Origin of the sequence: Nocardia sp. NBC_01388 (assembly GCF_045040085.1) — a bacterium.
Classification (GTDB): Bacteria; Actinomycetota; Actinomycetes; order Mycobacteriales; family Mycobacteriaceae; genus Nocardia.
Genome location: NZ_CP109553.1, coordinates 5,221,674 through 5,247,986 on the forward strand (window position 1 = coordinate 5,221,674; position 26,313 = coordinate 5,247,986).

A 26,313-nucleotide genomic window follows, 5' to 3' on the forward strand; every position below is an offset into this window, starting at 1 on the left:
TGGCTCGCCCGATTACTTCTCGACGTGCTTACGAGTGACGGACAGCGACTCGACCTCTTCGTGATCGAGCTTGCCGGCCTCGGCCTCGTTCACGACGCGGCTGCCGTCCGAAGCCAGGTAGCCCTGCTTGAACTTGTCGGTCGCGGCCTTGATCGCGTCCGCGGCCTCGCCCTCGATCTTCTTCGCGCCACCCTGGAGGGCGTCGAAGGAAGACTGCACGGAGCCGTGCAGGTACTCGAGCAGCTCGCCGTTGAAGCGGCGGATATCGCCGACCGGAACCGAGTCGTAGTAGCCGGCGTCGACCAGGAACAGCGAAACGATCTGGTCCTCGACGGCAACCGGGGCGTACTGGTCCTGCTTGAGCAGCTCGACCCAGCGGCCACCGCGCTCCAGCTGCGCCAGCGAGGCCGCATCCAGATCGGAGGCGAAGGCGGAGAACGCCTCCAGCTCACGGTAGGAGGCCAGCTCCAGACGCAGCGAACCGGCGACCTGCTTCATGGCCTTGGTCTGCGCGGCGCCACCGACACGGGAGACGGAGATACCGACGTTGATGGCCGGTCGCACACCCTTGTTGAACAGATCCGACTCGAGGAAGACCTGACCATCGGTGATGGAGATGACGTTGGTCGGAATGAACGCCGACACATCGTTGGCCTTGGTCTCGATGATCGGGAGCGCGGTCATGGAACCGGCGCCCAGCTCGTCGGACAGCTTGGCGCAACGCTCCAGCAGACGCGAGTGCAGGTAGAAGACGTCACCCGGGTACGCCTCGCGGCCCGGCGGGCGGCGCAGCAGCAGCGAGATGGCGCGGTAGGCCTCGGCCTGCTTGGACAGGTCGTCGAACACGATCAGAACATGCTTGCCCTGGTACATCCAGTGCTGGCCGAGGGCCGAACCGGTATACGGCGCAAGCCATTTGAAGCCGGCGGAGTCCGACGCGGGGGCCGCGACGATGGTGGTGTACTCCATCGCGCCGTGCGCCTCGAGGGCAGCCTTGACGCCCGCGATGGTGGAACCCTTCTGGCCGATCGCGACGTAGATGCAACGCACCTGCTTGGTCGGATCGCCAGTGGCCCAGTTGGCCTTCTGGTTGATGATGGCGTCGATGCAGACCGCGGTCTTACCGGTCTTGCGGTCGCCGATCACGAGCTGACGCTGGCCGCGGCCGATGGCGGTCAGCGCGTCGATCGCGGTGATGCCGGTGGCCAGCGGCTCGCCGACGGGCTGGCGCTCCAGCACGGTGGCGGCCTGCAGCTCGAGCACGCGACGCTCTTCGGCTTCGATATCGCCGAGGCCGTCGATGGGGGCGCCCAGCGGGTTGATGACGCGACCGAGGAACTTGTCGCCCACGGGGACCGAGAGCACGTCGCCGGTACGGCGGACCTGCTGGCCTTCCTCGATGGTGTCGAACTCACCCAGGATGACGGCACCGATCGCGGTGTCCTCCAGGTTCAACGCGACGCCCAGCTTGCCGCCGGGGAATTCCAGCAGCTCATTGGACATCGCGGACGGGAGGCCGCTGATGTGGGCGATACCGTCGCCGGTGTCGGTGACCACACCCACTTCCTCGATGGAGGTCTCCGGGGTGTAGCTCTGGGTGTAGCTCTCGATCGCGCTACGGATCTCATCGGGGGAGATCGTCAGCTCCGCCATGTTCTTCCTGCTCTCGCTGTGGTCTCGAATGTCGGTGTGTTGATGGCGCGCTCTGCGCACTGCCCGGCTCGCCGGGTTAGGCCAGGGACTGGCGCAAGCGCTGCAGTCGGCCGATAGCGCTGCCGTCGATCACGTCGTCGCCCACGTGCACGACGACACCGGCCAGCAGGCTCGGGTCTTCCTGCACGTGCACCGTGACGGGCTTGTCGTAGATTCGCTGCAGCGAAGCGGCGAGCTGCTCACGCTGCTGCGTCGTCAGGGCCGACGCGGAGCGAACATGCGCCACGATCTCGTCCCGGAGCGATGCGGCCAGGTCGGACAGATGGTCGAAAGCCTCGCCGATATCGCCCTTCTTGCTGCGCGCGACGGCCTGCTGGACCAGCTCCAGGGTGATGTCCTCGACCTTGCCCGTGAGCAGGCGCTGCACCAGTTCACGCTTGGCCGCGACCGGCTGCCCGTGATCGGTCAGTGCCTGCTCGAGATCGGGGTTGTCGTCGACGATCCGGCCCAGCCGGAACAGCTCGTCCTCGACGGCGCCGAGGCGGCCGCGATCCTCCGCGGCGCGCAGCAGCGCTTCGCGGCCGAGCAGCACCAGGCTGTTGACCAGATCGCGGGCACGGGACCAGTCCTGGGCCACCGCGGTGATCAGCACCGCCTGCGTGGCCGCACTGATCTTGCCGCTGAAGAGGCGTTCGGCCAGCTCGGCGCGGGCAGAGCTGGACACCGACTTATCCGCGAGCGCCACACGCAGCGAGCGCTGGTCGTCGAGGACGGCGACAACGGCGAACAGTTCGGAGCCCGTCGTGGCCGCGACTGTGTCGCTTCCGGTCAGAGCGGACCGAAGAGCTTCCCGCGCACGGGAACTCGCCTCGCGGCTCGCTGCGTACATGCTTCCCACTTTCGGTTCGTTACCTTCCGACCCCGATGCCGGCGGTCGAATCCAGCTCCGAGAGGAACCGATCGATCGACGCCGACTGCTTGGCCTCGTCGGCCACCGACTGACCGATGATCTTCTCGGCCAGATCGACAGCGGTACGGCCGAGCTCGGACCGCAGCTCGGTCACGATCTGCTGGCGCTGTGCCTCCAGCTGATGGTGACCCGCGGCGACAATGCGGTCGGCCTCGGCCTGTGCGTCCGAACGCAGCTGCGCGAGGATGGTCTGGCCCTGTGTGCGGGCCTCCTCACGGATGCGCGCAGCCTCGAGGCGAGCCTCGGCCAGCTGCTCCTGGTACTGCTGCAGGGTGGCCTGGGCCTCGGCCTGCACGGCCTCCGCCTTGGCGATACCGCCCTCGATCTTCTCCGAACGCTCGTCCAGCACCTTGGTCAGGCGCGGAATCACGTACTTGGCGAAGACGAAAGCGATAACGATGAAGACGACAGCAGACCAGAAAATGTCATACGTCTTCGGGACGAGAGGATTGATGTCCTCCTCGGCCGCGAGCAAATACATGCTGTTCATCGTTGATTCCTAGTCTTATGCCGGAATCAGAAAATGAAGCCGGCGACGAGACCGATCAGTGCCAGGGCCTCGGTGAACGCGATACCCAGGAACATGGTGGTCCGGATGGTGCCCTGCAGCTCGGGCTGACGGGCGATGCCCTCGATGGCCTTACCGACCACGATGCCTACACCGATGCCGGGGCCGATCGCGGCCAGGCCGTAGCCGATGGCGCCGTAGCCCTTAACCGTAGGAGCAGCGTCTGCAGCCAGGGTCGCGAAGGTGCTCATGTGTGTCTCATTCCCTTTCTGTCGCCCACCCGCCGGGCGGCGTGTAAGGCAGGTTTTGGTGTTGTACCGGTCGGTCAGTGTGAGTCGGCGTGCTGCGCGAGACCGATGTAGACAGCGGTCAGCAGCGCGAACACGTACGCCTGCAGGAAGATCACCAGGAGTTCGAAGAGTGTGAAGCCCAAACCCGCGAGCAGCGAGAACGGCGAGAACACCTTCATCCAGGGGACGGCATCGAACAGGAAGAACTGAGTGGCGCTGAAGAACAGCACCAGCATGATGTGGCCGGCCAGCATGTTCGCCATGAGTCGGACGGTCATGGTGAAGGGGCGGAGCACGAAGGTCGAGATGAACTCGATCGGAATCAGCAGCAGATGCAGTGCCGGAGGCACATTCGGCACCACGATGCTCGAGCGCATGTATTTCAGGAAGCCGTACTTCTTGATACCGACGTAGTTGAACGTCAGGTAGGCGACGACGGCCAGCACCAGCGGCATACCGATGCGCGCGTTCGACGAGATGTTCAACCCCGGAATGATGCTGGAGAAGTTCAGGAACAGCACGGCGAAGAAGATCGACGCGATGAGCGGCAGGAACTTCTTACCGGTTTCCTTGCCGAGAACCTCGTCACAGATCTGTTCCTTGACGAACACCAGACCGGTTTCCGCGACATTCTGCAGACCGCGCGGAACCAGCTTCGGCCGGCGGAATGCCGCAAGCATCACGATCAAGAGAACGGCCGCCATCACGATGCGAATGAGCATCAAACGGTCGAGCTCGAAAGGCGTCCCCTCGAACAGCACTGCTGGAGGGAAGAAGTCGTTAAGCGACGGCGCGTGGAACTCGCCCGCCAAAATGGTGACGCTCAGCGTTCTCTCCCGTGGTCGGGCCGCAGGGAATTCTTTCCCTGCGGTTCGATCGGACATTGACGATCTGGTGGTCGACTCAGGTCGGCTCGAAGTTCGTCAGCAGCTGAGGGGCTTTCGCCCGGGCGTCTGTACGCGCGTCGGCGACATCGTCGACGGTGCAGAACCAAAACCCTAAGGGTCTGGTACGGCAGTAAGCATAACCTGCTCTCAGGCGGGTCTCAGGTGACCCCCCCTTGTGCTTCGGTCGGCTACAAGTAAAGAGTTTATCAAGTTATCTACGACAACGTGTAGGGGGTGGCCCAAACAGTTCGTGAACGGTGTCGCGAGCTACAGCTCGCGTTCCACCTCGACGGTCGGAACCCGTTGCCGCAGAAGGCCGTACGTCTCCGCACCCAGCACGATGAGCAGGGCACCCACGACCGTGAAGAAGAGGGCGCCGGAGCTGTAGAAGTCGAATTTCTTGAGCACGGCGATCACCACGACCGCCAGCAGCAGCTTGCCGACCCAGCTGCCGAGCAGCACGATGCCCTGCACACCGGACTCGAGCCGCGCGCTGAAGAGCACCGAGGCGGCGGTGGTCAGAATGAAGCCGCCGCCGAGGGCCGCGCCCAGCAGGGCGCCCCACAGACCGGGCATTCCGGCGATGACCGAGGACAGGATGGCCGAAACCACCACCAGCACAGCCAAACCCATCAGGCCGTAGCGCAGAGCCGCCCGCAGCGGGGCGTCATGATCGGGGGTAGCAGGCGTGCTCACGTCAGTGGACTCTACCGGGCCGCGACATCGGGGCCCCGCGGCGGTTTGCGCGCGGCCCGGTCGGTCAGCTCCCGCCAGGACGGCACCGCGGTGACGATCAGGGCGAAAACCAGGCCCGCGGCGAACAACAGCACCACGACGGTGCGATCCATCAGTGACGTGCCGACGGCGCCGAATGCCAGCACGCTCACCCACAAGTAGATGAGCAGTACGACGCGGCGGTGCGAATGGCCGATCTGCAACAACCGGTGATGCAGATGCATTTTGTCGGGAGTGGAGAAACTCACACCGGCGCGCACGCGGCGCACGATGGCAAGAACAAGATCAAGTACCGGAATGAACATCACGGCGCCCACCAGCAACAGCGGTGACAGCAGACCCACGATGTCGCGCGGGCCGTAACCCTGCAGCGGAATTCGGCCGGAAGCGCCGGTGGAGATCGCGGCCAGCATCAATCCGATCATCATGGAACCGGAGTCGCCCATGAAAATTCGCGCCGGCTGGAAATTGTGCGGCAGAAATCCGAGACAGCCGCCCGCGAGCGCCGCGGCCAGCAGTGCGGGCGGATAGGTGTCGGTCGCGCCGCCCACTTCGTAGAGCAGGCCCGCGGTGAACACGAATACCGCGATCGAGGCGATGAAACCCAGCCCCGCGGCCAAACCGTCCAGGCCGTCCACGAAATTCATCGCATTGATCATGACGACGGTGATGCCCACGGTCACCAGACCGCCCTGCAGCGGATCCAGCACCACCGTCTCATTGGTGAAGGGGTTGTAGATGGCGACCCAGCTCAGGCCCATCACCGCCATCACACCCGCGGCCGTCACCTGGCCGACGAGTTTGGTCAGCCAGTCCAAACCCCACCGGTCATCGATGATGCCGACCAGCACGATGAGCGTGCCCGCGGCCAGCACCGCCGGAATGTCCTTGGGATAGTCGAATCCGCGGCGCAGTGCGGGGAGCTGATGCGCGAACAGGACGGCGATCAGCAGACCCAGATAGATGCCCACACCGCCCATGCGCGGAATCGGCTTCACATGCACATCGCGCTCACGCGGTACCGCCACCGCACCGAAGGCGATGGCCGCCACCCGGATTCCACCGGTGCACAGGTAGGTGACCACCGATGCGACGAACAGCACCAGCAGCAGCTCCCGCAGCGGGACGACCGCGCCCTGGCTGAATACGCCCTGACTCAACAGCATCTATCGGGCCGTCACCGCGTGCTCTGGGACAGCAGTTCCTCCGGCGACATACCGAGGACCTCCGCGAGCTTTTCCGTGGGTACGGCGCCCTCGCGCAGAATGCGCGGGGCATCGGAGGTCAGATCGACGATGGTGGAGGCGAGGCCGTGCTCGGCCGGTCCCCCGTCGAGATACACGCCGACCAGATCGCCCAGCTGCGCGCGCGCCTCCGCGGCGGTGGTGGCCGCCGGCTGCCCGGACACATTGGCGCTGGAGACCGCCAGCGGGCCGACCTCGCGCAACAACTCCAGCGCGACGGGGTGCAGCGGCATCCGCAGCATGACCGTCCCGCGGGCGTCACCCAGGTCCCACGCCAGCGAAGGCGCCTGCTGCACAACAAGACTCAGCCCGCCGGGCCAGAACGCGCGGATCAGGTCGCGCGCCTGCGGGCGGACCGAGAACACCAATCCGTCGATGGTGGTCCACGAACCCACCAGAACCGGCACCGGCATATCCCGCCCGCGCCGCTTGGCTGCCAGCAGCGCGCTCACAGCCTGGCTGTCGAACGCGTCAGCGGCCAGGCCGTACACGGTATCGGTCGGAATCACAGCCAGCCGCCCCGATTTCAGCGCGCTCCGCGCCGCGATCACTCCGGCGGCGCGAGAATCGGAATCGGCACAGTCATAGACGGTACTCACGCGCAACATCTTGGCACGGAACCTCGGGCAGCCCATCGCCGCGGCGGCCTAAACCCGAGGAACAAGCACAAAATGACAGTGACGCCTGGATAAAAGCCAGGAGCGAGACACCCGAAGAGCTCCACCCGCTGGGCTTACCTCCCGGCGCGCAGCGCAGATCGGCTGTCACGCAGCGATCGGTGCGCTGGGCACGAATTCGCCGTCCATTCCGTGCGCATCTCGCACAAGGCTGCGCGGGGGTTCTGCGACCTGCGCGCGGGATGGGATGTCGACGCGCGCGAATCGGTTCGGCGGGCGCGATTTCGCCTACGAGTAGATGCGCAGAATTGTGCGGGCCGCGGGGATCAGGGGGTGCGGCGGGCGACTACGAATCGGGGTTTGCCTGCCAGGTCGGGGTGTTCGACCATTGCGGTGAAGGCGCCTTGCGCGGCTAGGAGTGCTGCCACGCCGGGGCCGTTGGTGTCGTCGTGTTCGATGGCGACCGTGCCGCCGGGGCGGAGCAGGCGGGCGATAGTGGGGATCATCGGGCGGATGACGTCCAGGCCGTCGGGGCCGCCGAAGAGGGCGCGGTGCGGGTCGTGGTCTGCCACTTCGGGATCCAGCTGCGCGGACTCCGGGATGTAGGGCGGATTGGAGACGACTACGTCCACGCGGCCGTCGAGTTCTTCCAGGAGCGCGGGATCTGTGACATCGCCGGGATGCAGGTCGATGGGGGTGTCGCCCTCGTCCGCCAATTGCAGGGCATTGCGGCGGGCCCAGGCCAGCGCCTCGGGATCCAGCTCCACCGCGTACACCTTGGCGTCGGGACGGGCGTGTGCAATGGCCAGGGCCAGGGCGCCGGAACCGGTGCACAGATCCACCACGACGGGCTGATGCTCGTGGCCGAGGGCTTCGAGTTGGCCCAGGGCCCAGGCGAAGATCAGTTCGGTTTCCGGGCGCGGAATGAAAACACCGGGGCCCACGGCCAAATCGATCTCACCCATGGCCGCGGTGCCCGTGAGATGTTGCAGCGGAACACGTTCCGCGCGACGTGCGACCAGCTTACGGAACTCCTCGAGCTGGTCGGCGGTCACCATCGGGACCAGGGCCAGGCGCATACGATCGACGCCGAGGACATGTGCCGCAAGATATTCCGCATCTGCCCCGGGGCTGTGCACCCCGGCCTCTCGCAGGATCCCGACGGCCTCGAGAATCACTGGACGCAACGGCGCGCGGCTCGGCACCGCCGCCCCTGGACTTCTGCCGACCACTTGGGTGCCTCAATTCTTTCGTTGCGGACCTCGATCGGGTGCCGCACGAGTGCTCTGGGCGTACCCCGAAGTTTCCCAGATCCGGGGCCCGAGCAACCCTGATTCGGGACGGGACAACTGATTTCGTGAGGATATGGGTAACTCCCCGGGTACCCCCGAAATAGGTGCGGTATCAGACCGCACCACGCGTGCTCGAGGTCCACGGCTCCCAGCCGCGCGCCAAAGTTCCGGGGAGGCGGTACAGCCTTACTCCGCGGCGAGGCGGGCGGCGCGGTCGGCTTCACCGAGGGCGGTGAAGAGGTCGTCGAGGTTGCCGTCGAGTACCGAATCCAGATTGTGCGCCTTGAAACCGATGCGGTGATCGGCGATGCGGTTCTCCGGGAAGTTATAGGTGCGGATGCGCTCGGAGCGGTCGACCGTGCGGATCTGGGTGGCGCGGCCAGCGGCGGCCTCCTGATCGGCCTGCTCCTCGGCGAGCGCCTGCAGCCGGGCACTGAGCACCAGCATGGCGCGCATCTTGTTCTGCAGCTGCGAGCGCTCGTTCTGACAGGTCACCACGATGCCGGTGGGCAGGTGGGTGATGCGGACCGCGGAGTCGGTGGTGTTGACGCCCTGACCGCCCTTACCGGAGGAGCGGTAGACGTCGATGCGCAGATCCTTGTCGTCGATCTGCACCTCCTCGACCTCGTCCGGCTCCGGGTACACGAGCACGCCGGCCGCCGAGGTGTGAATGCGTCCCTGCGATTCGGTGACGGGCACGCGCTGTACGCGGTGCACACCGCCCTCGAACTTCAGCTTCGACCACACACCGTCCAGGGACGGCTCCTTGGCCTTGATCGAAATGGTGGCTTCCTTGTAGCCGCCCATATCGGTGATATTGGCGTCGAGCACCTCGACCTTCCACCCGTGCCGCTCCGCATAGCGGATGTACATGCGGGCCAGATCGGAGGCGAACAGCGCCGACTCCTCGCCGCCCTCACCCGACTTCACTTCCAGCACAACATCATCGGCGTCGTGCGGATCGCGGGGGGCGAGCAGATCGGTGAGCGTCTTCTCCAGCTCCTCCACCTGCGCGCGCAGTCCGGGCACCTCGGCCGCGAACGATGAATCGTCGGCAGCGAACTCCTCGGCGGCAGCGAGATCATCCCGGGTGGAGGTCAGCTTCTTGTGCGCCGACATGATCGGGGCGAGTTCGGCGAAGCGCTTGCCCACCCGCCGGGCCGCGCCCGGGTCATTGTGCAGCGCGGGATCGGACAGCTGCAGTTCGAGACCGCTGTATTCGGCCAGAATGTCGTCGATCGCGTTGGGTGCTGTTTTGTCAGCCATCGCGGTTGCTCCTCGGGTAGGGCTTGCTCACAACTAGTTTCCAGGTCAACCCGCCGTCATGTTCGCGGCCCGTCTCGTTCTGGACTGAGTGGAGCGGGGAGCGAAGCGGAGGAGCGGAGGGAGGGAAGAACGAGACTTCCAGGGCCGCGAACCGCCGGAGCGAAGCGGAGGCAGAAAATGCAGCGACGCCCGGCCTGCTGAATGCAGGACGGGCGTCGACAGGGTAGCTAGTTGGCTTCGCTGGCCTCGGGGGCCTTCGACGCACGCTTGCCGTAGCGCGCCTCGAAGCGAGCCACGCGGCCACCGGTGTCCAGAATCTTCTGCTTGCCCGTGTAGAACGGGTGGCACTGGGAGCAGACCTCGACCGTGATCTGGCCCGATTCCTTGGTGCTCTTGGTCTGGAAGGTGTTGCCGCAGCCGCACACGACCGTCGTATCGACGTACGTGGGGTGAATTCCTGCCTTCATGGTGTCCTTTCGAATAGCCCCGGGTCGCCTTCATGAAGACGTGAACCGGAACCGACTAGGCATGGTTGCCGACTGACCACTATAGACGTCCAGGGAGCAGCGCTTATTCCCAGGCCCCATCCGGGCAAATCGTTCACGGCTCGCTCTCAGGGATCCGCATCCGAACTCCCAGCTGGGACACAGCGAAGCGGGCTTACGGTTAGTTGGGCGCCCCGGAGTTACCCCCAAGAAATTATGGGCACGCACGTTCACAGTCCTCGAGCCAGGCTGAAGACGAGTAGTTCGCTACTCGGGAATGCGAACACCGTTGTTCATAGAGTAGTGCGAGGTGAGAACCCGCGCCTACGGGAAGGACAGCTGTGAACAGGAAAGAAGCCACCGCGGGGGCGGTGCTGGGACTGCTGGCCTTGATCGTTGTCGCGGGCTGGTACACGGTTCCGGGGGAATCCGCCGCCGCGGTGGGGGGCCAGACATCGGCCACCACCCCACCCGCGGGCGATGGCACGCTGACCTACACCGCGGTCAATATCTCCGATATCCCGGCCGGCGCTGTGACAGCAACCATTCTGGCTTTCATGATCATCGGCGCGGCCCTGATCGGATTGTTCTTCTACTCCCCGCGCCCGGTGCGGATACGACAACAGCCCCGCCGAAGCGGGGCTGTTGTCGATACTCCTGTGCCAGAGACTTATTCGTCGATGGCGTTCGGGGCGGTCTTGGAGACCGTCATCAGGAATTCGGCATTACTCTTCGTCTTCTTGAGTCGATCGACGAGCAGGTCGATGGCCTGATGCGAGTCCAGACCCGACAGCACACGCCGAAGCTTGTGCAGCACACCGGCTTCGTCGGGTGACATCAGCAGATCGTCGCGGCGGGTGCCGGACGGGTTGACGTCGACCGCGGGGAACACACGGCGCTCGGCGATCTTGCGGTCAAGCTTGAGCTCGGCATTACCCGTGCCCTTGAACTCTTCGAAGATCACCGTGTCACCGGTGGAACCGGTCTCGACCATCGCGGTGGCGATAATGGTGAGCGAGCCACCGTTCTCGATATTGCGGGCCGCGCCGAGGAACCGCTTGGGCGGATACAGCGCGGTGGAATCCACACCACCGGAAAGGATTCGGCCCGACGCCGGGGACGAGTTGTTGTACGCACGGCCCAGTCGAGTGATCGAGTCGAGCAGCACGACGACGTCCTGGCCCATCTCCACCAGTCGCTTGGCACGCTCGATGGCGAGCTCGGCGACGGAGGTGTGATCGCCCGGCGGGCGGTCGAACGTGGAGGCGATGACCTCGCCGCGCACGGAGCGCTGCATATCGGTCACTTCCTCGGGACGCTCGTCCACCAGCACAACCATGAGGTAGCACTCGGGGTTGTTGACGGCGATCGCATTGGCGATGTCCTGCATGATCGTGGTCTTACCCGCCTTGGGCGGGGACACGATCAGCGCACGCTGACCCTTACCGATCGGCATGATCAGGTCGATGATGCGCGTGGTCAGCTTATTGGGCTGAGTTTCCAGGCGCAGTCGCTGATTCGGGTACAGCGGGGTGAGCTTCTGGAATTCCGGACGGCGCTTCGCGGATTCGATATCCGAACCGTTGATCGTGTCCAGGCGCACCAGCGGATCGAACTTCTGCCGCTGATTGCTCTGGTCACCGTCGCGCGGAGCACGCACCGCGCCGGTGATGGCGTCACCGCGGCGCAGGCCGTTCTTGCGGACCAGGTTCATCGACACGTACACATCGTTCGGGCCGGCCAGATAGCCGGAGGTGCGAACGAAGGCGTAGTTGTCGAGCACGTCGAGGATTCCGGCGACCGGCTGCAGGACATCGTCCTCGCGGATCTCCAGTTCCCGGGTCTCCCGGCTGCTGATGGCTTCACCCGCGCCCGGCACGCCATCGCGGTCACGCCCACGACGCCGCTCCCGGAAGCGACGACCCCGGCGGCCGCGGCCGCCTTCCTCGTCGTCATCGGCAGCGGCGGCGCGGTTACGGTCGCGGTCGTTGTTATTGCCGCCGCGAGCGGTGCCGTTCTGGTTGTTCTGCTGGTTCTGGCCGCCCGACTGCTGATTGTTATTGCGCTCACGGCGACGCTCACCACCCTCCTGCTCCGGCTTCGACTCGCCGGCGGAGGTCTCCGCGGGAGTGGAAGTGGTCTCGGCAGTGGCATTGGTGTTCGCATTGGCATTGCTGCCGTTGGCGACCCGCTGCTCGCGGCCCCGACGCTGGCGACCGCGGCCGCGCTGGCCACCGTCCCGGCTGTCGTCGCCGCCCTCGGCGCGAGCGCCGTCGTTCTCGTCCCGCTTGGCCTCACGCGGCTCAGCGGACTTTTCGGCGGAGTCCTCCCGGGTGGGCGCGGCGTTGTACGCCGGAACCTCGGCCTTCACCCGGACATCCTCGGCCTTGGTGGCAGAGCTCTCAGCCTTCTCCACCTTCGCGGAGGCGTTATCGGCCTTCGCGGAAGAATTCTCGGCCTTCGCCGGAGCGGCAGCAGCCGTCTCGGACTCCCCGCCGGTTTCGCCCTTGCCCTTGGCATTTCGCGCGGTGGTGGCCTTGCCGACCACTGCGACAGCCTTGGCGCCGCCGGATTGATTCTCCTTGATGGCGGCGATGAGATCACCCTTACGCATCCCGGAAGTCCCTCGAATACCGAGTTCTCCCGCAAGCGCACGCAATTGCGGCAACAACATTCCAGTCAGCCCCGATCGTGCGACGTCAGTGTGTTCGCTCATCTTCGAAATCTGTCCGGAGTCACTTTCGCGATCCGAGGAGGTTGAATCACTTTCCACCCCGGGTGTCGCGAGCAGGTCCGTATCTGTCACGGAAATCCTTTCCTTCCCTCGACTGCCGTGTGCCTGTTCGAGGGTTCCTCCTGCAGTCCGGTCGTATGCCGGACTCGGATGCCGTACCGCGCGGCGCGCCGGGGCGATGGGTGTACCAGCGCGTGGGCTTCGCCACCGAGTGAAAAGGTGGGAGAGATCATTCCAGTGAACTGGCTACCCCCAAGTTTCGAGCCTCAAGCCTCGAGCCTGAGCAAGGAGCCTCTGGAGCGATTTGCCCTGATGAAGCACCGGCGTCTGACGCGCACGATGTACGGACTCGCTCAGGATAGCTCCCACCCTTTACATCGGCAAGGCAGGCGCGCTGTCAATCGACCGATACGCCTTCGGCGATGCCCGGCTCCAGCACGCGCAGACCGTCGGCGAGCGCGAGTTCGTGCAGTTCCGCGGGGAATTCGCTGGTCCCGAGGGCCAATACGGTGGGTCCGGCGCCGGACACGGTGGCGGCGATTCCGGCTTCGCGCAGCCGGTCGATCCACTTGGTGGTGAGCGGTAGCGCCGAGGCCCGATAACCCTGGTGTAGCCGGTCCGCGGTGGCGGGGAGCAGCAGGTCAGGGCGCTGCGTCAGGGCGATGACGGCCAGTGCGGCCCGGCTCGCATTGAACGCGGCGTCCACGTGCGGCACCGTCGCGGGCAGCAGTCCGCGGGTATGCGCGGTGGAGGAGTGCTCTTCGGGAATCAGCACCACCGGGCGCAGCGACGGATGCGGCACGACACGCACCGCGCGGTACACGCGCGGGTTGTGGTCGGTCGCGCCGTTCACGACGGCCGGATGGTCGGTTTCGGTCCAGGACACCACGATTCCGCCCAGCACACTGGCGGAGGCATTGTCGGGATGACCTTCGAATTCCGAGGAGAGCTGCACCATGACGTCATCGCCGTAGGCCAGTCCCGCATCGAATTTCGCGGCCAGGCCGCGGCCGGCGGCGAGACCGCCGACCACCGCCGAGGCCGAAGAGCCCATACCTCGCGAATGGGGAATCACGTTGCGGCACACCACGTCCAGGCCGTCCGCCCAGACGCCCGCGGCCTGCAGACCACGTTCGATGGCCCGGACCACCAGATGTGAAGGGCCCCAGGGCACGTCGTCGGCGCCCTCACCCTCCACCCGGATGGTGAGGCCGGAGTCCGTGGTGGACACCGTGATCTCGTCGTAGAGCCCCAAAGCGATTCCGAGAGAGTCGAAACCCGGTCCCAGATTCGCACTGGAAGCCGGAACCCGCACGGTGACGGTGAGTCCCGCGGGCAGGGTCCGGCTGATGACCTGCTGGGCGTCGCGCGAATTCAACTCAGGCCAGCTCGAGTGCGTGCGCCACGGCGATCGGGTCGACCTGGATGGGCTTGATATCGGGCATGCCCGCGAGCGCGTTGTCCGGATCCTTGAGGCCGTTGCCGGTCACGGTGCAGACCACGGTCAGGCCGGCGTCCAGCCAGCCCTCCGCGCGGGCGGCCAGCAGACCGGCGACGGAAGCCGCGGAGGCGGGTTCGACGAACACGCCCTCGGTGGCCGCGACCAGGCGGTACGCCTCGAGAATCTTCTCGTCGGTGGCCGCCCGGAACGCGCCGCCGGACTCCTCCTTGGCCGCCATCGCCTGATTCCAGGACGCGGGCGCGCCGATTCGGATTGCGGTGGCGATGGTTTCGGGATCCTTCACCGGCGCGCCGTGCACCAGCGGAGCCGCTCCGGCCGCCTGCACACCGAGCATGCGCGGGCGCGCGCCGATGATGCCGTCGGCGAAGTACTCGCTGTAGCCCTTCCAGTACGCGGTGATGTTTCCGGCATTGCCGACCGGAAGCACGTGCACATCCGGGGCCTTGCCGAGCACGTCCACGATTTCGAAGGCGGCGGTCTTCTGGCCCTCGATGCGGAAGGGATTGACCGAGTTCACCAGGCCGACCTCGGGGAATTCCGCGGTGACCTTGCGCGCCAGTTCCAGGCAGTCGTCGAAATTGCCTTCGACCTGAATGATCTTGGCGCCCAGCATGACCGCCTGGGCCAGCTTGCCCATGGAGATCTTGCCCTGCGGGATCAGCACCGCGCAGGACAGGCCCGCGCGAGTGGCGTAGGCGGCGGCCGAGGCCGAGGTATTGCCGGTGGAGGCGCAGAGCACGGCCTTCTTACCGCTGGCCTTGGCCTCGGTCATGGCCATGGTCATACCGCGGTCCTTGAAGGAACCGGTCGGGTTGGCGCCCTCGACCTTGAGGTACACCTCGCACCCGGTCAATTCCGACAGGTGCGTGGCGGGCACCAGCGGGGTGCCGCCCTCGAACAGCGTGACGGGTTCCCAGTCGGCGCCGAGCGGCAGCCGATCCCGATACGCGGCGATCAGGCCCGGCCACGGGGTGGCGGTGGCAGTGCCTGACTCGCGGCCCGCCGCGCCCGCATGCGCTGTCGTACTCATTCCTCGGTGCCTTCCAATCTCAGAACACTGGTCACGGATGTGACGGAGTCCAGTTCGGCCAACGCGGCCACGGTATCGGCCAGGGCCGATTCCAGCGCGTGGTGGGTCACCACAACGAGGCGTGCACCCGTGTCATGGCCTTCCTGGCGGACCGTCGAGATGCTGACCCCGTGCTTGGCGAATTCGCCCGCGACCGTTTCCAGTACACCTGCACGGTCTGCGACCTGCATGTTCACGTGGTAGCGGGTGGGGGTATCACCGACCGCGGCGATCGGCAGCTCAGCATAAACCGACTCACCCGGGGCACGGCCACCGTAGAACTTGTTGCGTGCCGCCATGACCACATCGCCCATGACCGCCGATGCCGTCGGCGCGCCGCCGGCGCCCTGCCCGTAGAACATCAGGCGGCCGGCGTTCTCCGCTTCCACGACAACGGCATTGAACGCGCCGCTGACCGAGGCGAGCGGGTGCTTGCGCGGAATGAGGGCCGGGTAGACGCGCACGGAGACGCTCTCCTTGCCGTCCTCGCCGCGGACGCGCTCGGCCATGGCGAGCAGTTTCACGGTGCAGCCGACGGCGGCGGCGGTCTCCAGATCCTCGGAGGTGATCTTGGAAATACCCTCACGATAGACATCGGCCGAGGTCACGCGGGTATGGAAGGCGACCGAGGCGAGGATCGCGGCCTTGGCGGCGGCGTCGAAGCCCTCCACGTCGGCGGTCGGGTCGGCCTCGGCATAGCCCAGGCGGGTGGCCTCGGCGAGCACATCGTCGTAATCGGCGCCGGTCTCGGACATGGCCGAGAGGATGAAATTGGTGGTGCCGTTGACAATGCCGACCACCCGGTTCACCCGGTCACCGGACAGCGACTGGATGAGCGGGCGCAGCACCGGGATCGCACCGGCGACCGCGGCCTCGAAGTACAGGTCGGCACGGTGCGATTCGGCGGCGCCGGCCAATTCGCCGGTGTGATCGGCGAGCAGCGCCTTATTGGCGCTGACCACGGACTTGCCGGCGTCCAGTGCGGTCTTGATCAGCTTCCGGGCCGGATCAATGCCACCCATGACCTCGACCACGATGTCCACATCGTCACGCAGGACGAGGCTTTCGGCATCGGTGGTGAGCAGCTCGGGCGCCAGACCGCGGTCCTTGGTGAGATCGCGGACCGCGACACCGCGCAGCACCACGGGGGCGCCGACGCGGTTGCAGAGGTCGTCGGCGTTCTCGCGAATGATGCGGACCACCTCGGTGCCGACCGTGCCCATGCCCAGCACCGCGATTCCGATCGGGTGATCCGATCCCCACACGCCGTTCTTGGTACTAGCTGCTGTGCCGCTTTCACGGCTCGCCGTGGTGGTCATGCATTCACCTCCAAGCTGAGTAGGTCCTCCACCGTTTCGCGGCGAAGAATCAAGCGCGCCTTGCCGTCTCGCACCGCGACCACGGCGGGCCGGGTGAGCAGGTTGTAACGGCTCGACATCGAGTAGCAGTACGCGCCGGTTGCCGCCACCGCCACCAGGTCACCCGGGCCGACATCGGCCGGGAGCCAGGTATCGCGAATGACGATATCCCCACTCTCGCAATGCTTTCCGACCACCCGAGCGACGACGGGCGCGGCATCGCTGGAACGCGACACCAGCCGGCAGTCGTATTCGGCCTGGTACAGCGCGGGCCGGATATTGTCGCTCATCCCGCCGTCGACGCTGACATAGCGACGACGAGCGCCCGCATCGAGCACCACATCCTTGGTGGTGCCGACCTCGTACAGGGTGACCGTGCCCGGTCCGGCGATGGCGCGGCCCGGCTCGACCGCGATGGTCGGCACCGGCAGGCCCGCGCGGGCCGCCTCTTCGGCGACGATGCGGCGCAGGCTGGACGCGAATTCGTCCAGCGACGGCGGATCCTCGTGCGGCAGGTACGAAATACCCAGGCCGCCACCGAGATCCAGCACATTGATCTGCGCGGCGCGCTCGACGCCGAACTTGTCCACGGCTTCGCGCAGCAGGCCGAGCATGCGGCGGGTGGAGATTTCGAAGCCGTCGATCTCGAAGATCTGCGACCCGATGTGCGAATGCAGCCCGACCATCTTGAGATTGTCGGATTCGAAGACCCGCGCAATGGCCTGCATGGCATCGCCGCTGGCGATGGAGAAGCCGAACTTCTGATCCTCGTGCGCGGTCGAGATGTACTCGTGGGTGTGCGCTTCCACGCCGACCGTGACCCGGACCAGCACGTCGACGACCTGACCCGCGGTCTTGGCGATGGCTTCCAGGCGTTCGATCTCGATGAGCGAGTCGAGCACCACGTGGCCGACCCCGGCCGCGACGGCCATTTCCAGCTCGGGCACGGATTTATTGTTGCCGTGCAGCGCGATTCGCTCGGCCGGGAACCCGGCGTGCAGCGCCACCGCGAGCTCACCGCCGGAGCAGACATCCAGGTGCAGGCCCTCGTCGCGGATCCAGCGGGCGATCTCGCCGGACAGGAAAGCCTTGGAGGCGTAGTGAACTCGCGAGCCCTCGCCGAACGCGCGGACCATATCGCGGCAGCGCGAACGGAAGTCGTCCTCGTCGATGACGAACAGCGGGGTGCCGAACTCGGCGGCCAGCTCGTGCACCGGCACGCCCGCGAGGTGTACGACGCCGTCGGCATCGCGAGAGGCGTTGCGCGGCCACACATTCGCGGGCAGATCGATCATCTGCTGCGAATTCTCCGGGCGCTCAGGCAGATTCTGCGTGGGCGGGATGTCCGCGTGACGGGGACCAGCGGGATGTGCACTCATTTACATACGCTCCGGAGCAGAGACGCCTAGCAGCGCGAGGCCGTTGGCGAGAACCTGACGGGTGGCTTCGACCAGCTCGAGACGAGCGGCGTTTCGGGGGGTCACGGGTTCGTCTCCCATGGGGAGTACCCGCATTTCCCTATCGGACTGGAAGGGGTGGTACACCCCGGCCAGCTCTTCCAGGTAGCGGACTACGCGGTGCGGCTCACGCATTTCCGCGGCGGTGGCCACCACGCGCGGGTATTCACCGAGCGTGCGGATGAGCGCACCCTCGCGGTCGGCGGTCAGCAGACTCAAATCCACCGGTACCGAAGCGAAATCGAACGCCTCCGCGTTCTTCATGATGTTGCAGGTGCGCGCGTGCGCGTATTGCACGTAGTAGATCGGGTTTTCGGTGTCCTGCTTGGTCCACAGCCCCAGATCGATATCGATGCTGGAGTTCACCGAGGACCGCACCAGCGAGTACCGCGCGGCGTCCACGCCGATGGCCTCGACCAGATCGTCGAGGGTGATCACGGTGCCCGCGCGCTTCGACATCTTCACGGCGGCACCGTCTTTGACGAGGTTCACCATCTGGCCGATGAGCACCTCGACGGTGTTCGGATCGTCGCCGAAGGCGGCCGCGGCGGCCTTGAGCCGGCCGATGTAGCCGTGGTGATCCGCGCCCAGCATGTAGATGCACAGGTCGAAGCCACGCGCGCGCTTGTTGTGGAAGTAGGCGATATCGCCGCCGATATACGCCGAATTGCCGTCGCTCTTGATGACGACGCGGTCCTTGTCATCGCCGTACTCGGTGCTGGCGATCCACCAGGCGCCGTCCTTCTCGTACAGCTTGCCCGAGTCCTTGAGCTCCTCGATGGCCTTCTCGACCGCACCGGAGGCGAACAGCGAGCTCTCGTTGAAGTACACGTCGAAGTCGACGCCGAACTCGTGCAGGTTCTGCTTGATCTGCGCGAACATGAGCTCGACGCCTTCGCGGCGGAACAGTTCGTGCTGCTCGGACGCGGGCAGGCTCAGCGCGTCCGGGTTCGCGGCGACGATCGTGTCGGCGATCTCATTGATGTACGCGCCCGCGTAGCCGTCCTCCGGCGTCGGCTGCCCGGTGGCCGCGGCGACCAGCGACCTGGCGAAGCGGTCGATCTGCGCGCCGTGATCGTTGAAGTAGTACTCGCGGGTGACGGCCGCGCCCTGCGTGGACAGAATCCGGCCGAGCGCGTCGCCGACGGCGGCCCAGCGAGTGCCGCCCAGGTGGATCGGCCCGGTCGGGTTCGCGGAGACGAACTCCAGGTTGATCTTCTGACCGTGCAGCACGTCCGCGGTGCCGTACTTCTCCCCCGCGGCCAGGATGTTCTCGATGATCGCGCCCTGCGCGGCCTTGGCCAGGCGGATGTTCAGGAAACCCGGGCCCGCGACTTCGGCGACGTCGATGCCCTCGGCCTGACCCAGCGCCACGGCGAGCAGATTCGCGAAATCGCGCGGGTTCATTCCAGCCCGCTTACCTACCTGCATGGCCACATTCGTGGCATAGTCACCGTGCTCGGGGTTACGGGGACGCTCCACCTTGACCTCGTCGGGCAGGACCGCAGGGTCGGATCCGCGTTCGACAAGTACCTTCGCAGCGGTTGCGCGAAGGAGATCTGCAAGGTCAGCTGGAGTCACGAGTAACTATCCTATGGTCTGAGCAGGTGAACGCCGCGAGCGGGCACCTACCGGGCAGGCGCCCAGCAAACGATGCGGCCGCATCGTTTGATTGTCCGATACGTCGAAGAGAGCACAACGAGCTATGCCGAGTAGGACGAGTGCCAAGTCGGCCAAGGCCATCAAGGCCGCAGGCAAATCTTCCGGTGGCTTCCGCAGAGGCGGCACCGGGGGCAGACTTCCCACCAAGCGCCAGATTCCCTGGATGACGATCGCCGCGGTGGTGTGTGTGCTCGCGCTGATCGGCGGGATCGCCGCATTCCTGGTCCCGAAGATCCAGGACAAGCAGGAGGCGGACAAGTACACGCCGAGCGCCCAGAAGAAGGATCCGTCGGATCAGATCTCGGGCGTGGTCAAGAAGGACTACCCGGCGGGTCTGCACGTGGCCGCGACGCAGCGCGTGGCGTACGACCAGGCACCGCCCTTCGGCGGGCCGCACGACGGTTCGTGGGCGGCGTGCACGGGCATCGTGTACTCCAAGGCGATTCGCACCGAGAATGCCGTGCATTCGCTCGAGCACGGCGCGATCTGGATCGCGTACAACCCGGACAAGGTCGACAAGGCCGGCATCGATCTGCTGAAGTCGAAGGTGCAGGGCAAGCCGTACTCGCTGATGTCGCCGTATCCCGGTCTGGATTCGCCGATTTCGCTGCAGTCGTGGGGCCATCAGCTGAAGCTGAACTCGGCCGACGACAAGCGCGTGAACGAATTCATCACCGCGCTGCGCCTGAACCAGAACACCTACCCGGAGGTCGGCGCGGACTGCGCGAACCCGACCTTCAGCACCGACAATCCGCCGCCGTTCGATCCGTCTCCGGTGGGTCCGGACGCGGTGCCGATGGACGGTAAGGGCCTGCAGCAGGATTCGAGCGAGCTCTCCGGCGCCGGCGGCGCGCCGACCATGCCCAGCGGCGGCATTCCGGGTCTGCCGGGCGGCCTGTCCGGTCTCCCCGGTGGTCAGTCCGGCCTGCCGGGTGGCGTGCCGAGCATTCCGGCGCCGACCGATGCCCCGACGGTGCCGGATCAGCCGGCTCCGACGCAGTAATGCCGCCGCCCTTGCTCCCCGACGAGGCGAAGGATTTCAGCGACGACACCGAACCGGCCGAGCCGGGGCAGCAGACGCGGCGCAGTCAGCGTCCCGCACTGCTGGTGCTCGGTGTGATCGGTGTGCTGCTGCTCGGTTTCGCGGCCGGAATTCTGGTCGGCAATCCGCTGCGGCAGACGCAGGAGACGCCCGGCACGGTGGATGTCGGCTTCAGCCAGGACATGTCGGTGCATCACGCGCAGGCGGTGCAGATGTCCGGCATCGCACTGGCCGGTGCGAGTGATACCGAAGTGCGCCGGCTCGCCTACGACATTCTCACCACGCAGGCGAATCAGGCGGGTCGCATGCAGGGCTGGCTACAGCTGTGGGGCAAGCCGTTCGTGGGCCCCGACGGGTACATGGGCTGGATGTCCGACATGTCGGATATGACCGGTATGTCAGGTATGCAGCACGGCGCCACCACGCAGCACAGCGGTCCGGTGCAGACCATGCCCGGTATGGCGACGGAGCAGGAACTCTCGACACTCCGCACCGCCACCGGCCCCGCACTCGACACCCTGTTCCTGCAGCTGATGCTCCGCCACCATCAGGGCGGCATGCCGATGATCCAGTACGCCGCACAGCACGCCGATACCGATGCCGTCCGCTCCCTCGCGGACAGCATGGTCAAGACCCAGACGAGCGAAGCGCAGCTCATGGCGCAGATGCTCAAAGACCGGGGCGCGGCCCAGCTTCCCCTGAACTGACGGGCCCGTACCGGGCAAAACACCCGGTACACCTCAGTTTTTGGCGGAGCGGACCCGATGCGATACGCTTTCCCAGCCCACTCGGAAAGTCGAGAAGTCCGAGCGGGTCCACCCCCGCCCTCGTAGCTCAGGGGATAGAGCGTCTGCCTCCGGAGCAGAAGGCCGCAGGTTCGATTCCTGCCGAGGGCACAGCGACAAGGCCCCGACCATGAAATATGGTCGGGGCCTTCTCTTTTCGTATCACCGCGCGTATCACTCGCGGCCGAAGAGCAGGCGGCCCACGTAGGCGGTGTCGAAGTATTCGCGGGCTTCGGCTATGCGGCCGTTGGTGATTCGGAAGACGATGGTCACGTGGTTGGTGAACGGCGCGCCGTCGATGGTGGTGGCGTGCGTGGTCCATTCCGCTACCGCATTGTCGCCGTCCGCGACGACGGTGTGCACGTCTTGGCTGACCGGTGCGGTGAGGTCGAAGCGGGCGAGCATCTGGGTGAGGAAGCCGGTGAAGATTTCGTCGCGGCCCTTCCAGGTGCGGGAGACCGGGAGATCGCCGTGCAGGGTCCAGGTGGCGTCCTCGGTGAAGAATTCGGCGCGGCGGTCGGCGGCCTGGCCGGTGGCCAGGGCCTCGATGTAGTCGGTGATGACGGTGCGGGTGACTTCGGTGCTCATGGTGAATTCCCTATCAGGTCTGATCAGGCGAGGGTGAGGACGGCATTGCCGCGAATGCGGCGGTGCACCAGATCGGTGAGGACCGTGGCGGTTTCGGTCCAGTCCGCGATGCGGCCCACCTCGGGGTGAATGATGCCCGCGGCGGCCAGCCGGACCAATTCGGCGAGGTCCTCGGCATCGGTGGTATCGGCGACCCAGTGCGGAAAGTGGTGCAGCGTGAAGGGTGTCGCACCGAAGAGGTCGAAGAAGTCGAGCTGGACGGGTTGCCGGCTCGCCTGGCCGAACCAGACCACGGTGCCGCCGGGGGCCAGGTGGCGCAGTGCCGCGGCGAAGGTGTCACCGCCGACCGATTCCAGGACGATGTCGAATCGGTCTGTGGCAGCGTCGATATCGGTGAGCACCTCGGCGCCGTAGTCGGCCAGGCGCTGCCCGCGCTCACGGGTGGCCGCCACCGCGGTCACGATGGCTCCGGCGGCGATGGCGAGTTCCACCACGAGGTGCCCGACCCCGCCCGAGGCGCCGGTGACCAGCAGCCGCTTCCCCGCCACAGCACCCGCGCGGCGCAGCAGTCGCAGGGCGGTGAGTCCCGCCAGCGGGAGCGTGGCGGCGATGGTGGCCGGAAGCTGCTGCGGCAGTGCGGTTATGGCATCGGTGGCGACGGCGACCTGCTCGGCCCAGCCACCGCCCGCCGCGTGGGCGACAACGCGGGTGCCGACCGCCGGGCCGGTGCCGTCGGCGGCGGCCGTGATGATCCGGCCCGCCACATCCTGGCCGGGTACGTGTCCGGGGACGACCTCTGTCCCGTATACGCCGGCGAGGGCGAAGTAGTCGCCCCGATTGACCGAGAACGCCTCGACCTCGATAACGGCTTCGCCTGCGGCGGGTGCGGGATCGGTGATTTCGGCGAGGGTGATCAGCCGGTCGTCCGCGGTGGCGGTGAGTGCCTTCATGTCTTCCTCCTGTGTGCTGTCACCGACATTAGGAAGCCTGGTATCCGTTCGGAAGAAGGCAGTAAATGGTGGTATAGGTACCTGGTGGAAACCATCGAGGTAGAAGGCATGCCCGAATGGGATGTCTTCAATATCAACTGCCCCACCCGTCAGGTGTTCGATCGCGTCGGTGAGCGCTGGACGGGGCTGGTGCTGCTCGCGCTGGAGCCGGGTACCCAGCGGTTCTCGGAGTTGCGCAGGCGGATTCAGGGCATCACACAGAAAATGCTCACCCAGACGCTGCGGGCGCTGGAGCGCGACGGTGTGGTCGAGCGCCGCGTGTTCCCGACGGTTCCCGTCACCGTCGAGTACACGCTGACCCCGCTGGGCCGCAGTCTGGCCACCGCAATCGCGGGCCTGCGGGCCTGGTCGTACCAGAACATCGGCGAAATCATCGCTGCGCGTGCGGAGTACGACGGCCGCGAGAGCTGACCCTCGACAGGGCTGGTTCTGGACAGTGGGCGTTGCCTTCCCGGTCGATGTGGCTACGGAACGGTATGTTTTGGGCATGTCGGACATCGAGGCGACGCGTGCACGACTACCGGGGCGGCGGCCCGGACTGATCGCCGCCGCCTTCGCGAGTCTTGCGAGCACGGTCGTGGCCGTCGCGCCGAGTCACGCCAACCCGGTGAGCACGGGTCATGCCACACCGGTCAGCCCGGTCGCCGACACCGAGAGGTCCTTCTACACCCCGCCCGAGAATCGGGTCCCCGGCCCGCACGGATCGGTGATCCAGCTGCGGCCCCTCATCGGTGATCCCGGTCTGGCGGGTGCGCGAAACTACCTGGTCCTGTACCGGTCCATCGATATGCAGGGCGCTCCGGTCGCGGTCTCCGGCACGGTGGCCGTCCCGGAGGGCACGCCGCCGCCCGGCGGCTGGCCGCTCATCTCGTGGGCGCACGGCACCACCGGTGTGGCCGACGGCTGCGCCCCCTCCCGCGACACCTCGGCCGACTTTCCCGCGCACGATTACACCTCCCTGGTCCGGGACGTGCAGGCGCAGTGGATAGCGGCCGGATACGCGGTGGCGCAGACCGACTATCAGGGCCTGGGCACGCCCGGCCCGCACGGTTATCTGATCGGCGCTGCCGAACAGCGCGCGGTCACCGATATGGCAAGGGCGGCAAGGCAAATCGAGCCGGAAATCGGTACCCGCTGGGTGGCCGTGGGGCATTCCCAGGGCGGCCAGGCCGCCATCTTCGCCGATGCGCAGGCGCAGCAGTGGGCGCCCGAACTGCAATTGCTCGGCGCGGTGGCGCTGGCGCCGGCCTCGCATCAGGGCATGGGATTGCAGGCCTCCCAGCAGGCGACGACGATCGGTGCGGCGAAGGCGCTGGCGCCGATCACCGGCGGCGCGACCTCGTTCCTGCCCTTGCTCATTCGCGGCGCGCAGACGGTCGCGGATGTGGATCCGGCCCGATTCCTCACGCCCGCAACGGCTTCCCTGCTGACGCTGGCCGATGTCGGCTGCATCGGCCAATTGCGGGAGCCGGGTCAGTGGGGCGACCTGAAGCCGGACGAGGTCTTCTCCCCCACCGGCGATATTTCCGCGCTCACCCGGGTGCTCAATGAAAATGACCCCAGCACACTGTCTTTCGGGCCACCGCTACTGGTGCTGCAGGGCCGTGCCGATACCACCGTGCCGCCGCTGGCCACCGATGCCATGGTGGTGCAGCAGCGGGCCGCGAATCAGCCGGTGGAGTACCGCACCTATCCGGGCGTCGATCACCGTGGCGTGCTGGCCGCGTCCTATGCGGATGCGCTCAGCTGGGTCAATTCGCGATTCGGCAGGTGAGCCGAGTCGGCGGCGGGCCGCATCCGGTACAGCAGTAGCACTCCCGTCGCGCAGCACAGGGTGACCGCGAGCGCCGCCCAGCCGGGACCGGACGAGGTCACGCTGGTCGGGTCTCGGTACCAGCGCGGTGAATAGGCCACCCGGCCGAAACTGCTGCCGCGCAAAGCGACTACCAGGCACGGAACCACCAGTACCGCCAGCGCAACCACTGTGCTCGGCGCACCCTGCGGGCTCGCAACCGCAAAGCAGTAGCCCATGAGCAATCCGAGACCGACGATGCCGACTATCGGAATGAGCCAGCCGGCGCGACCTTCGCTCCCGGTGATCACCGCGAACACCGAAAGTGCTGCGGTACCGGCGAATCCGGCCCACGGGACGGACCAGTGCCGTCCCGCGAGGTAGCCGACCGCGACCGCGAGGAACGGTAGGGGCGCACTCCAGTCCGGCCGGGGAACGGCGATGATCGCACTGCCCGCATTGGTCACCGCGACCACCAGCAGCACCACCGCCCCGTCCCGGCCCGGCAGCAGCAGCGCCGCGATCACGGCCGCGCCGACGGTGATCGCTACCGCGATCGCCGATTGCCACGGCGTCCCGGCATGCCGGACGAACCATTCGGTGGAGACCGCAGTGGCCATCACCAGCAGCAGCGCCGCCAGGATCGGGCCGATCGGCAGATCGGCACTCTCGTCCTCGGCATCGTCGGGCACCGGTTCGGCGCGCTGCGTGATGACCGCCGCGCCCAGTGCCACGGCGGTGGCCAGGATGAGCCAGATCGGCGGCGTACCGGTGGAGGCCCATTCGATGAGGGTGCGGCTCTGCTCGCCCTGTCCGGGCAGCGAGGTGAGATCGCCGATCATGATGCTGGAGAGCGCGCCGATGAGATAGGCGGCCGTCGCGAGCGGTTTACCGAAGACGGCGACCGCGAGCGCACCGAGCAGAATGCCGCCGAAGATCGAGTCGATGTAATTGACCGTGATCAGTGTTCCGGTCAGCGCATTGTTCAGATTCCAGAGATGATCCGCCACCAGTACGGCGGCACTGCCGAAGGAGACGATCCAGGCGGTGCGGCGGCCCAGCGCCACCGCCAGCGCGGCCGCGATCACCGCGAACATGGCGCCGGCCGCCGCGGCGCGCGGCATATTCAGCACCAGCAGATCGAGTTCGAGTGGTCCTTCGTTCGACCAGCCGAGATCGAGGGGAGCCATCAGCAACAATCCGGCGACTACCGCGCCCAGAAAGGCGGATGTGGGCAGGATTACCCGGTCGAACCACCTGACATCAGGCATCGAGCCCACGCCTATCGGAGGCACCAACGCGAATCTCGCGCCCATCTCGTCTCACCCTTTCACCGGTGATGCGACGCTCACGCGTTACAGCAGTACGAGCAGCTAACTCTTTCCGAGGTTAACAGCAAGTAGGCAT

Annotated in this window: 25 protein-coding genes and 1 tRNA gene; 6 read left to right on the forward strand and 20 right to left on the reverse strand. The window is 66.4% G+C overall.

What is annotated here, in order from left to right; translation table 11 throughout:
- Positions 1-12 precede the first annotated feature (12 nt).
- The 11 genes from atpA to rpmE form a co-directional block, all read right to left on the reverse strand.
- Positions 13-1,653: a F0F1 ATP synthase subunit alpha gene (atpA, locus tag OG716_RS25645; protein WP_405133279.1), complete on the reverse strand. Its 1,641-nt coding sequence runs from the start codon at positions 1,651-1,653 to the stop codon at positions 13-15.
- 76 nt (positions 1,654-1,729) lie between these two features.
- A complete protein-coding gene (locus OG716_RS25650) occupies positions 1,730-2,542 on the reverse strand; it encodes a F0F1 ATP synthase subunit delta (RefSeq protein WP_405133280.1) in 813 nt (270 codons plus the stop codon).
- Between the two features lie 19 nt (positions 2,543-2,561).
- Positions 2,562-3,113 carry a F0F1 ATP synthase subunit B gene (locus tag OG716_RS25655; RefSeq protein ID WP_355131211.1) on the reverse strand — a complete coding sequence of 184 codons (552 nt, stop codon included), beginning with the start codon at positions 3,111-3,113 and terminating at the stop codon, positions 2,562-2,564.
- Between the two features lie 26 nt (positions 3,114-3,139).
- Positions 3,140-3,382 carry an ATP synthase F0 subunit C gene (locus OG716_RS25660; protein ID WP_297618568.1) on the reverse strand — a complete coding sequence of 81 codons (243 nt, stop codon included), beginning with the start codon at positions 3,380-3,382 and terminating at the stop codon, positions 3,140-3,142.
- Between the two features lie 74 nt (positions 3,383-3,456).
- Positions 3,457-4,305 carry a F0F1 ATP synthase subunit A gene (gene atpB, locus OG716_RS25665; RefSeq protein ID WP_405133281.1) on the reverse strand — a complete coding sequence of 283 codons (849 nt, stop codon included), beginning with the start codon at positions 4,303-4,305 and terminating at the stop codon, positions 3,457-3,459.
- A gap of 270 nt (positions 4,306-4,575) precedes the next feature.
- The gene (locus OG716_RS25670) at positions 4,576-5,004 is read right to left on the reverse strand and encodes a hypothetical protein (protein ID WP_405133282.1); all 429 of its coding nucleotides are present in this window, start codon (positions 5,002-5,004) and stop codon (positions 4,576-4,578) included.
- A gap of 11 nt (positions 5,005-5,015) precedes the next feature.
- The gene (locus OG716_RS25675) at positions 5,016-6,209 is read right to left on the reverse strand and encodes a glycosyltransferase family 4 protein (protein WP_297618577.1); all 1,194 of its coding nucleotides are present in this window, start codon (positions 6,207-6,209) and stop codon (positions 5,016-5,018) included.
- 11 nt (positions 6,210-6,220) lie between these two features.
- Complete coding sequence (locus OG716_RS25680; RefSeq protein ID WP_405133283.1) at positions 6,221-6,886, reverse strand: L-threonylcarbamoyladenylate synthase; 666 nt, start codon at positions 6,884-6,886, stop codon at positions 6,221-6,223.
- A gap of 344 nt (positions 6,887-7,230) precedes the next feature.
- Complete coding sequence (gene prmC / locus OG716_RS25685) at positions 7,231-8,109, reverse strand: peptide chain release factor N(5)-glutamine methyltransferase (RefSeq protein ID WP_405133284.1); 879 nt, start codon at positions 8,107-8,109, stop codon at positions 7,231-7,233.
- A gap of 273 nt (positions 8,110-8,382) precedes the next feature.
- Positions 8,383-9,462, reverse strand: a complete 1,080-nt coding sequence (gene prfA / locus OG716_RS25690) for a peptide chain release factor 1 (protein ID WP_327144003.1) — start codon at positions 9,460-9,462, stop codon at positions 8,383-8,385.
- 227 nt (positions 9,463-9,689) lie between these two features.
- Positions 9,690-9,929, reverse strand: a complete 240-nt coding sequence (gene rpmE, locus OG716_RS25695; RefSeq protein ID WP_297618589.1) for a 50S ribosomal protein L31 — start codon at positions 9,927-9,929, stop codon at positions 9,690-9,692.
- Positions 9,930-10,288: 359 nt separating this feature from the next.
- Here rpmE and OG716_RS25700 point away from each other — a divergent pair, with 359 nt between their 5' ends.
- The gene (locus OG716_RS25700) at positions 10,289-10,720 is read left to right on the forward strand and encodes a hypothetical protein (RefSeq protein ID WP_405133285.1); all 432 of its coding nucleotides are present in this window, start codon (positions 10,289-10,291) and stop codon (positions 10,718-10,720) included.
- Here OG716_RS25700 and rho read toward each other — a convergent pair.
- The 6 genes from rho to argS form a co-directional block, all read right to left on the reverse strand.
- Entirely contained in the window at positions 10,618-12,753 is a 2,136-nt protein-coding gene (gene rho, locus OG716_RS25705) for a transcription termination factor Rho (protein WP_355131201.1), read from the reverse strand. The genes OG716_RS25700 and rho overlap by 103 nt on opposite strands.
- Positions 12,754-13,078: 325 nt before the next feature.
- A complete protein-coding gene (gene thrB, locus OG716_RS25710) occupies positions 13,079-14,032 on the reverse strand; it encodes a homoserine kinase (protein ID WP_327146415.1) in 954 nt (317 codons plus the stop codon).
- 28 nt (positions 14,033-14,060) lie between these two features.
- Positions 14,061-15,173, reverse strand: coding sequence for a threonine synthase (gene thrC / locus OG716_RS25715; RefSeq protein ID WP_405133286.1), 1,113 nt, complete (start codon positions 15,171-15,173; stop codon positions 14,061-14,063).
- Positions 15,170-16,531 carry a homoserine dehydrogenase gene (locus OG716_RS25720; protein ID WP_405133287.1) on the reverse strand — a complete coding sequence of 454 codons (1,362 nt, stop codon included), beginning with the start codon at positions 16,529-16,531 and terminating at the stop codon, positions 15,170-15,172. Before OG716_RS25720 ends, thrC begins: the two co-directional genes overlap by 4 nt.
- Positions 16,528-17,949, reverse strand: coding sequence for a diaminopimelate decarboxylase (gene lysA, locus OG716_RS25725; protein ID WP_355131195.1), 1,422 nt, complete (start codon positions 17,947-17,949; stop codon positions 16,528-16,530). The genes OG716_RS25720 and lysA overlap by 4 nt, the downstream gene beginning before the upstream one ends.
- Positions 17,950-19,608, reverse strand: coding sequence for an arginine--tRNA ligase (gene argS, locus OG716_RS25730; RefSeq protein WP_405133288.1), 1,659 nt, complete (start codon positions 19,606-19,608; stop codon positions 17,950-17,952).
- Positions 19,609-19,732: 124 nt separating this feature from the next.
- Here argS and OG716_RS25735 point away from each other — a divergent pair, with 124 nt between their 5' ends.
- From OG716_RS25735 to OG716_RS25745, 3 genes are all read left to right on the forward strand, one after another.
- Positions 19,733-20,692, forward strand: a complete 960-nt coding sequence (locus tag OG716_RS25735) for a DUF3105 domain-containing protein (RefSeq protein WP_405133289.1) — start codon at positions 19,733-19,735, stop codon at positions 20,690-20,692.
- Positions 20,692-21,438, forward strand: a complete 747-nt coding sequence (locus OG716_RS25740) for a DUF305 domain-containing protein (protein WP_405133290.1) — start codon at positions 20,692-20,694, stop codon at positions 21,436-21,438. The genes OG716_RS25735 and OG716_RS25740 overlap by 1 nt, the downstream gene beginning before the upstream one ends.
- 116 nt (positions 21,439-21,554) lie before the next feature.
- Positions 21,555-21,627: transfer RNA gene (locus OG716_RS25745), tRNA-Arg, on the forward strand.
- 63 nt (positions 21,628-21,690) lie between these two features.
- Here the strand turns inward: OG716_RS25745 and OG716_RS25750 are convergent.
- Positions 21,691-22,104, reverse strand: a complete 414-nt coding sequence (locus OG716_RS25750) for a nuclear transport factor 2 family protein (RefSeq protein ID WP_405133291.1) — start codon at positions 22,102-22,104, stop codon at positions 21,691-21,693.
- 23 nt (positions 22,105-22,127) lie between these two features.
- Complete coding sequence (locus OG716_RS25755; protein ID WP_405133292.1) at positions 22,128-23,054, reverse strand: zinc-binding dehydrogenase; 927 nt, start codon at positions 23,052-23,054, stop codon at positions 22,128-22,130.
- Between the two features lie 84 nt (positions 23,055-23,138).
- Between OG716_RS25755 and OG716_RS25760 the strand changes: the two genes are divergently transcribed.
- Both OG716_RS25760 and OG716_RS25765 read left to right on the forward strand, forming a co-directional pair.
- The gene (locus OG716_RS25760; protein ID WP_405133293.1) at positions 23,139-23,525 is read left to right on the forward strand and encodes a winged helix-turn-helix transcriptional regulator; all 387 of its coding nucleotides are present in this window, start codon (positions 23,139-23,141) and stop codon (positions 23,523-23,525) included.
- A gap of 76 nt (positions 23,526-23,601) precedes the next feature.
- A complete protein-coding gene (locus tag OG716_RS25765) occupies positions 23,602-24,888 on the forward strand; it encodes an alpha/beta hydrolase family protein (protein ID WP_405133294.1) in 1,287 nt (428 codons plus the stop codon).
- Here OG716_RS25765 and OG716_RS25770 read toward each other — a convergent pair.
- Positions 24,843-26,177 carry a hypothetical protein gene (locus OG716_RS25770; protein ID WP_405133295.1) on the reverse strand — a complete coding sequence of 445 codons (1,335 nt, stop codon included), beginning with the start codon at positions 26,175-26,177 and terminating at the stop codon, positions 24,843-24,845. The genes OG716_RS25765 and OG716_RS25770 overlap by 46 nt on opposite strands.
- Between the last annotated feature and the right edge of the window lie 136 nt (positions 26,178-26,313).

Coding starts and splice junctions, on each gene's coding strand:
- OG716_RS25735 (WP_405133289.1), top strand. CDS start 19,733: ATGCCGAGTAGGACGAGTGCCAAGTCGGCCAAGGCCATCAAGGCCGCA.
- OG716_RS25675 (WP_297618577.1), bottom strand. CDS start 6,209: ATGCTGTTGAGTCAGGGCGTATTCAGCCAGGGCGCGGTCGTCCCGCTG.
- OG716_RS25770 (WP_405133295.1), bottom strand. CDS start 26,177: ATGCCTGATGTCAGGTGGTTCGACCGGGTAATCCTGCCCACATCCGCC.
- OG716_RS25765 (WP_405133294.1), top strand. CDS start 23,602: ATGTCGGACATCGAGGCGACGCGTGCACGACTACCGGGGCGGCGGCCC.
- OG716_RS25655 (WP_355131211.1), bottom strand. CDS start 3,113: ATGAACAGCATGTATTTGCTCGCGGCCGAGGAGGACATCAATCCTCTC.
- atpB (WP_405133281.1), bottom strand. CDS start 4,305: ATGTCCGATCGAACCGCAGGGAAAGAATTCCCTGCGGCCCGACCACGG.
- OG716_RS25755 (WP_405133292.1), bottom strand. CDS start 23,054: ATGAAGGCACTCACCGCCACCGCGGACGACCGGCTGATCACCCTCGCC.
- thrC (WP_405133286.1), bottom strand. CDS start 15,173: ATGAGTACGACAGCGCATGCGGGCGCGGCGGGCCGCGAGTCAGGCACT.
- OG716_RS25650 (WP_405133280.1), bottom strand. CDS start 2,542: ATGTACGCAGCGAGCCGCGAGGCGAGTTCCCGTGCGCGGGAAGCTCTT.
- OG716_RS25740 (WP_405133290.1), top strand. CDS start 20,692: ATGCCGCCGCCCTTGCTCCCCGACGAGGCGAAGGATTTCAGCGACGAC.
- rpmE (WP_297618589.1), bottom strand. CDS start 9,929: ATGAAGGCAGGAATTCACCCCACGTACGTCGATACGACGGTCGTGTGC.
- atpA (WP_405133279.1), bottom strand. CDS start 1,653: ATGGCGGAGCTGACGATCTCCCCCGATGAGATCCGTAGCGCGATCGAG.
- lysA (WP_355131195.1), bottom strand. CDS start 17,949: ATGAGTGCACATCCCGCTGGTCCCCGTCACGCGGACATCCCGCCCACG.
- OG716_RS25660 (WP_297618568.1), bottom strand. CDS start 3,382: ATGAGCACCTTCGCGACCCTGGCTGCAGACGCTGCTCCTACGGTTAAG.
- OG716_RS25720 (WP_405133287.1), bottom strand. CDS start 16,531: ATGACCACCACGGCGAGCCGTGAAAGCGGCACAGCAGCTAGTACCAAG.
- OG716_RS25750 (WP_405133291.1), bottom strand. CDS start 22,104: ATGAGCACCGAAGTCACCCGCACCGTCATCACCGACTACATCGAGGCC.
- prfA (WP_327144003.1), bottom strand. CDS start 9,462: ATGGCTGACAAAACAGCACCCAACGCGATCGACGACATTCTGGCCGAA.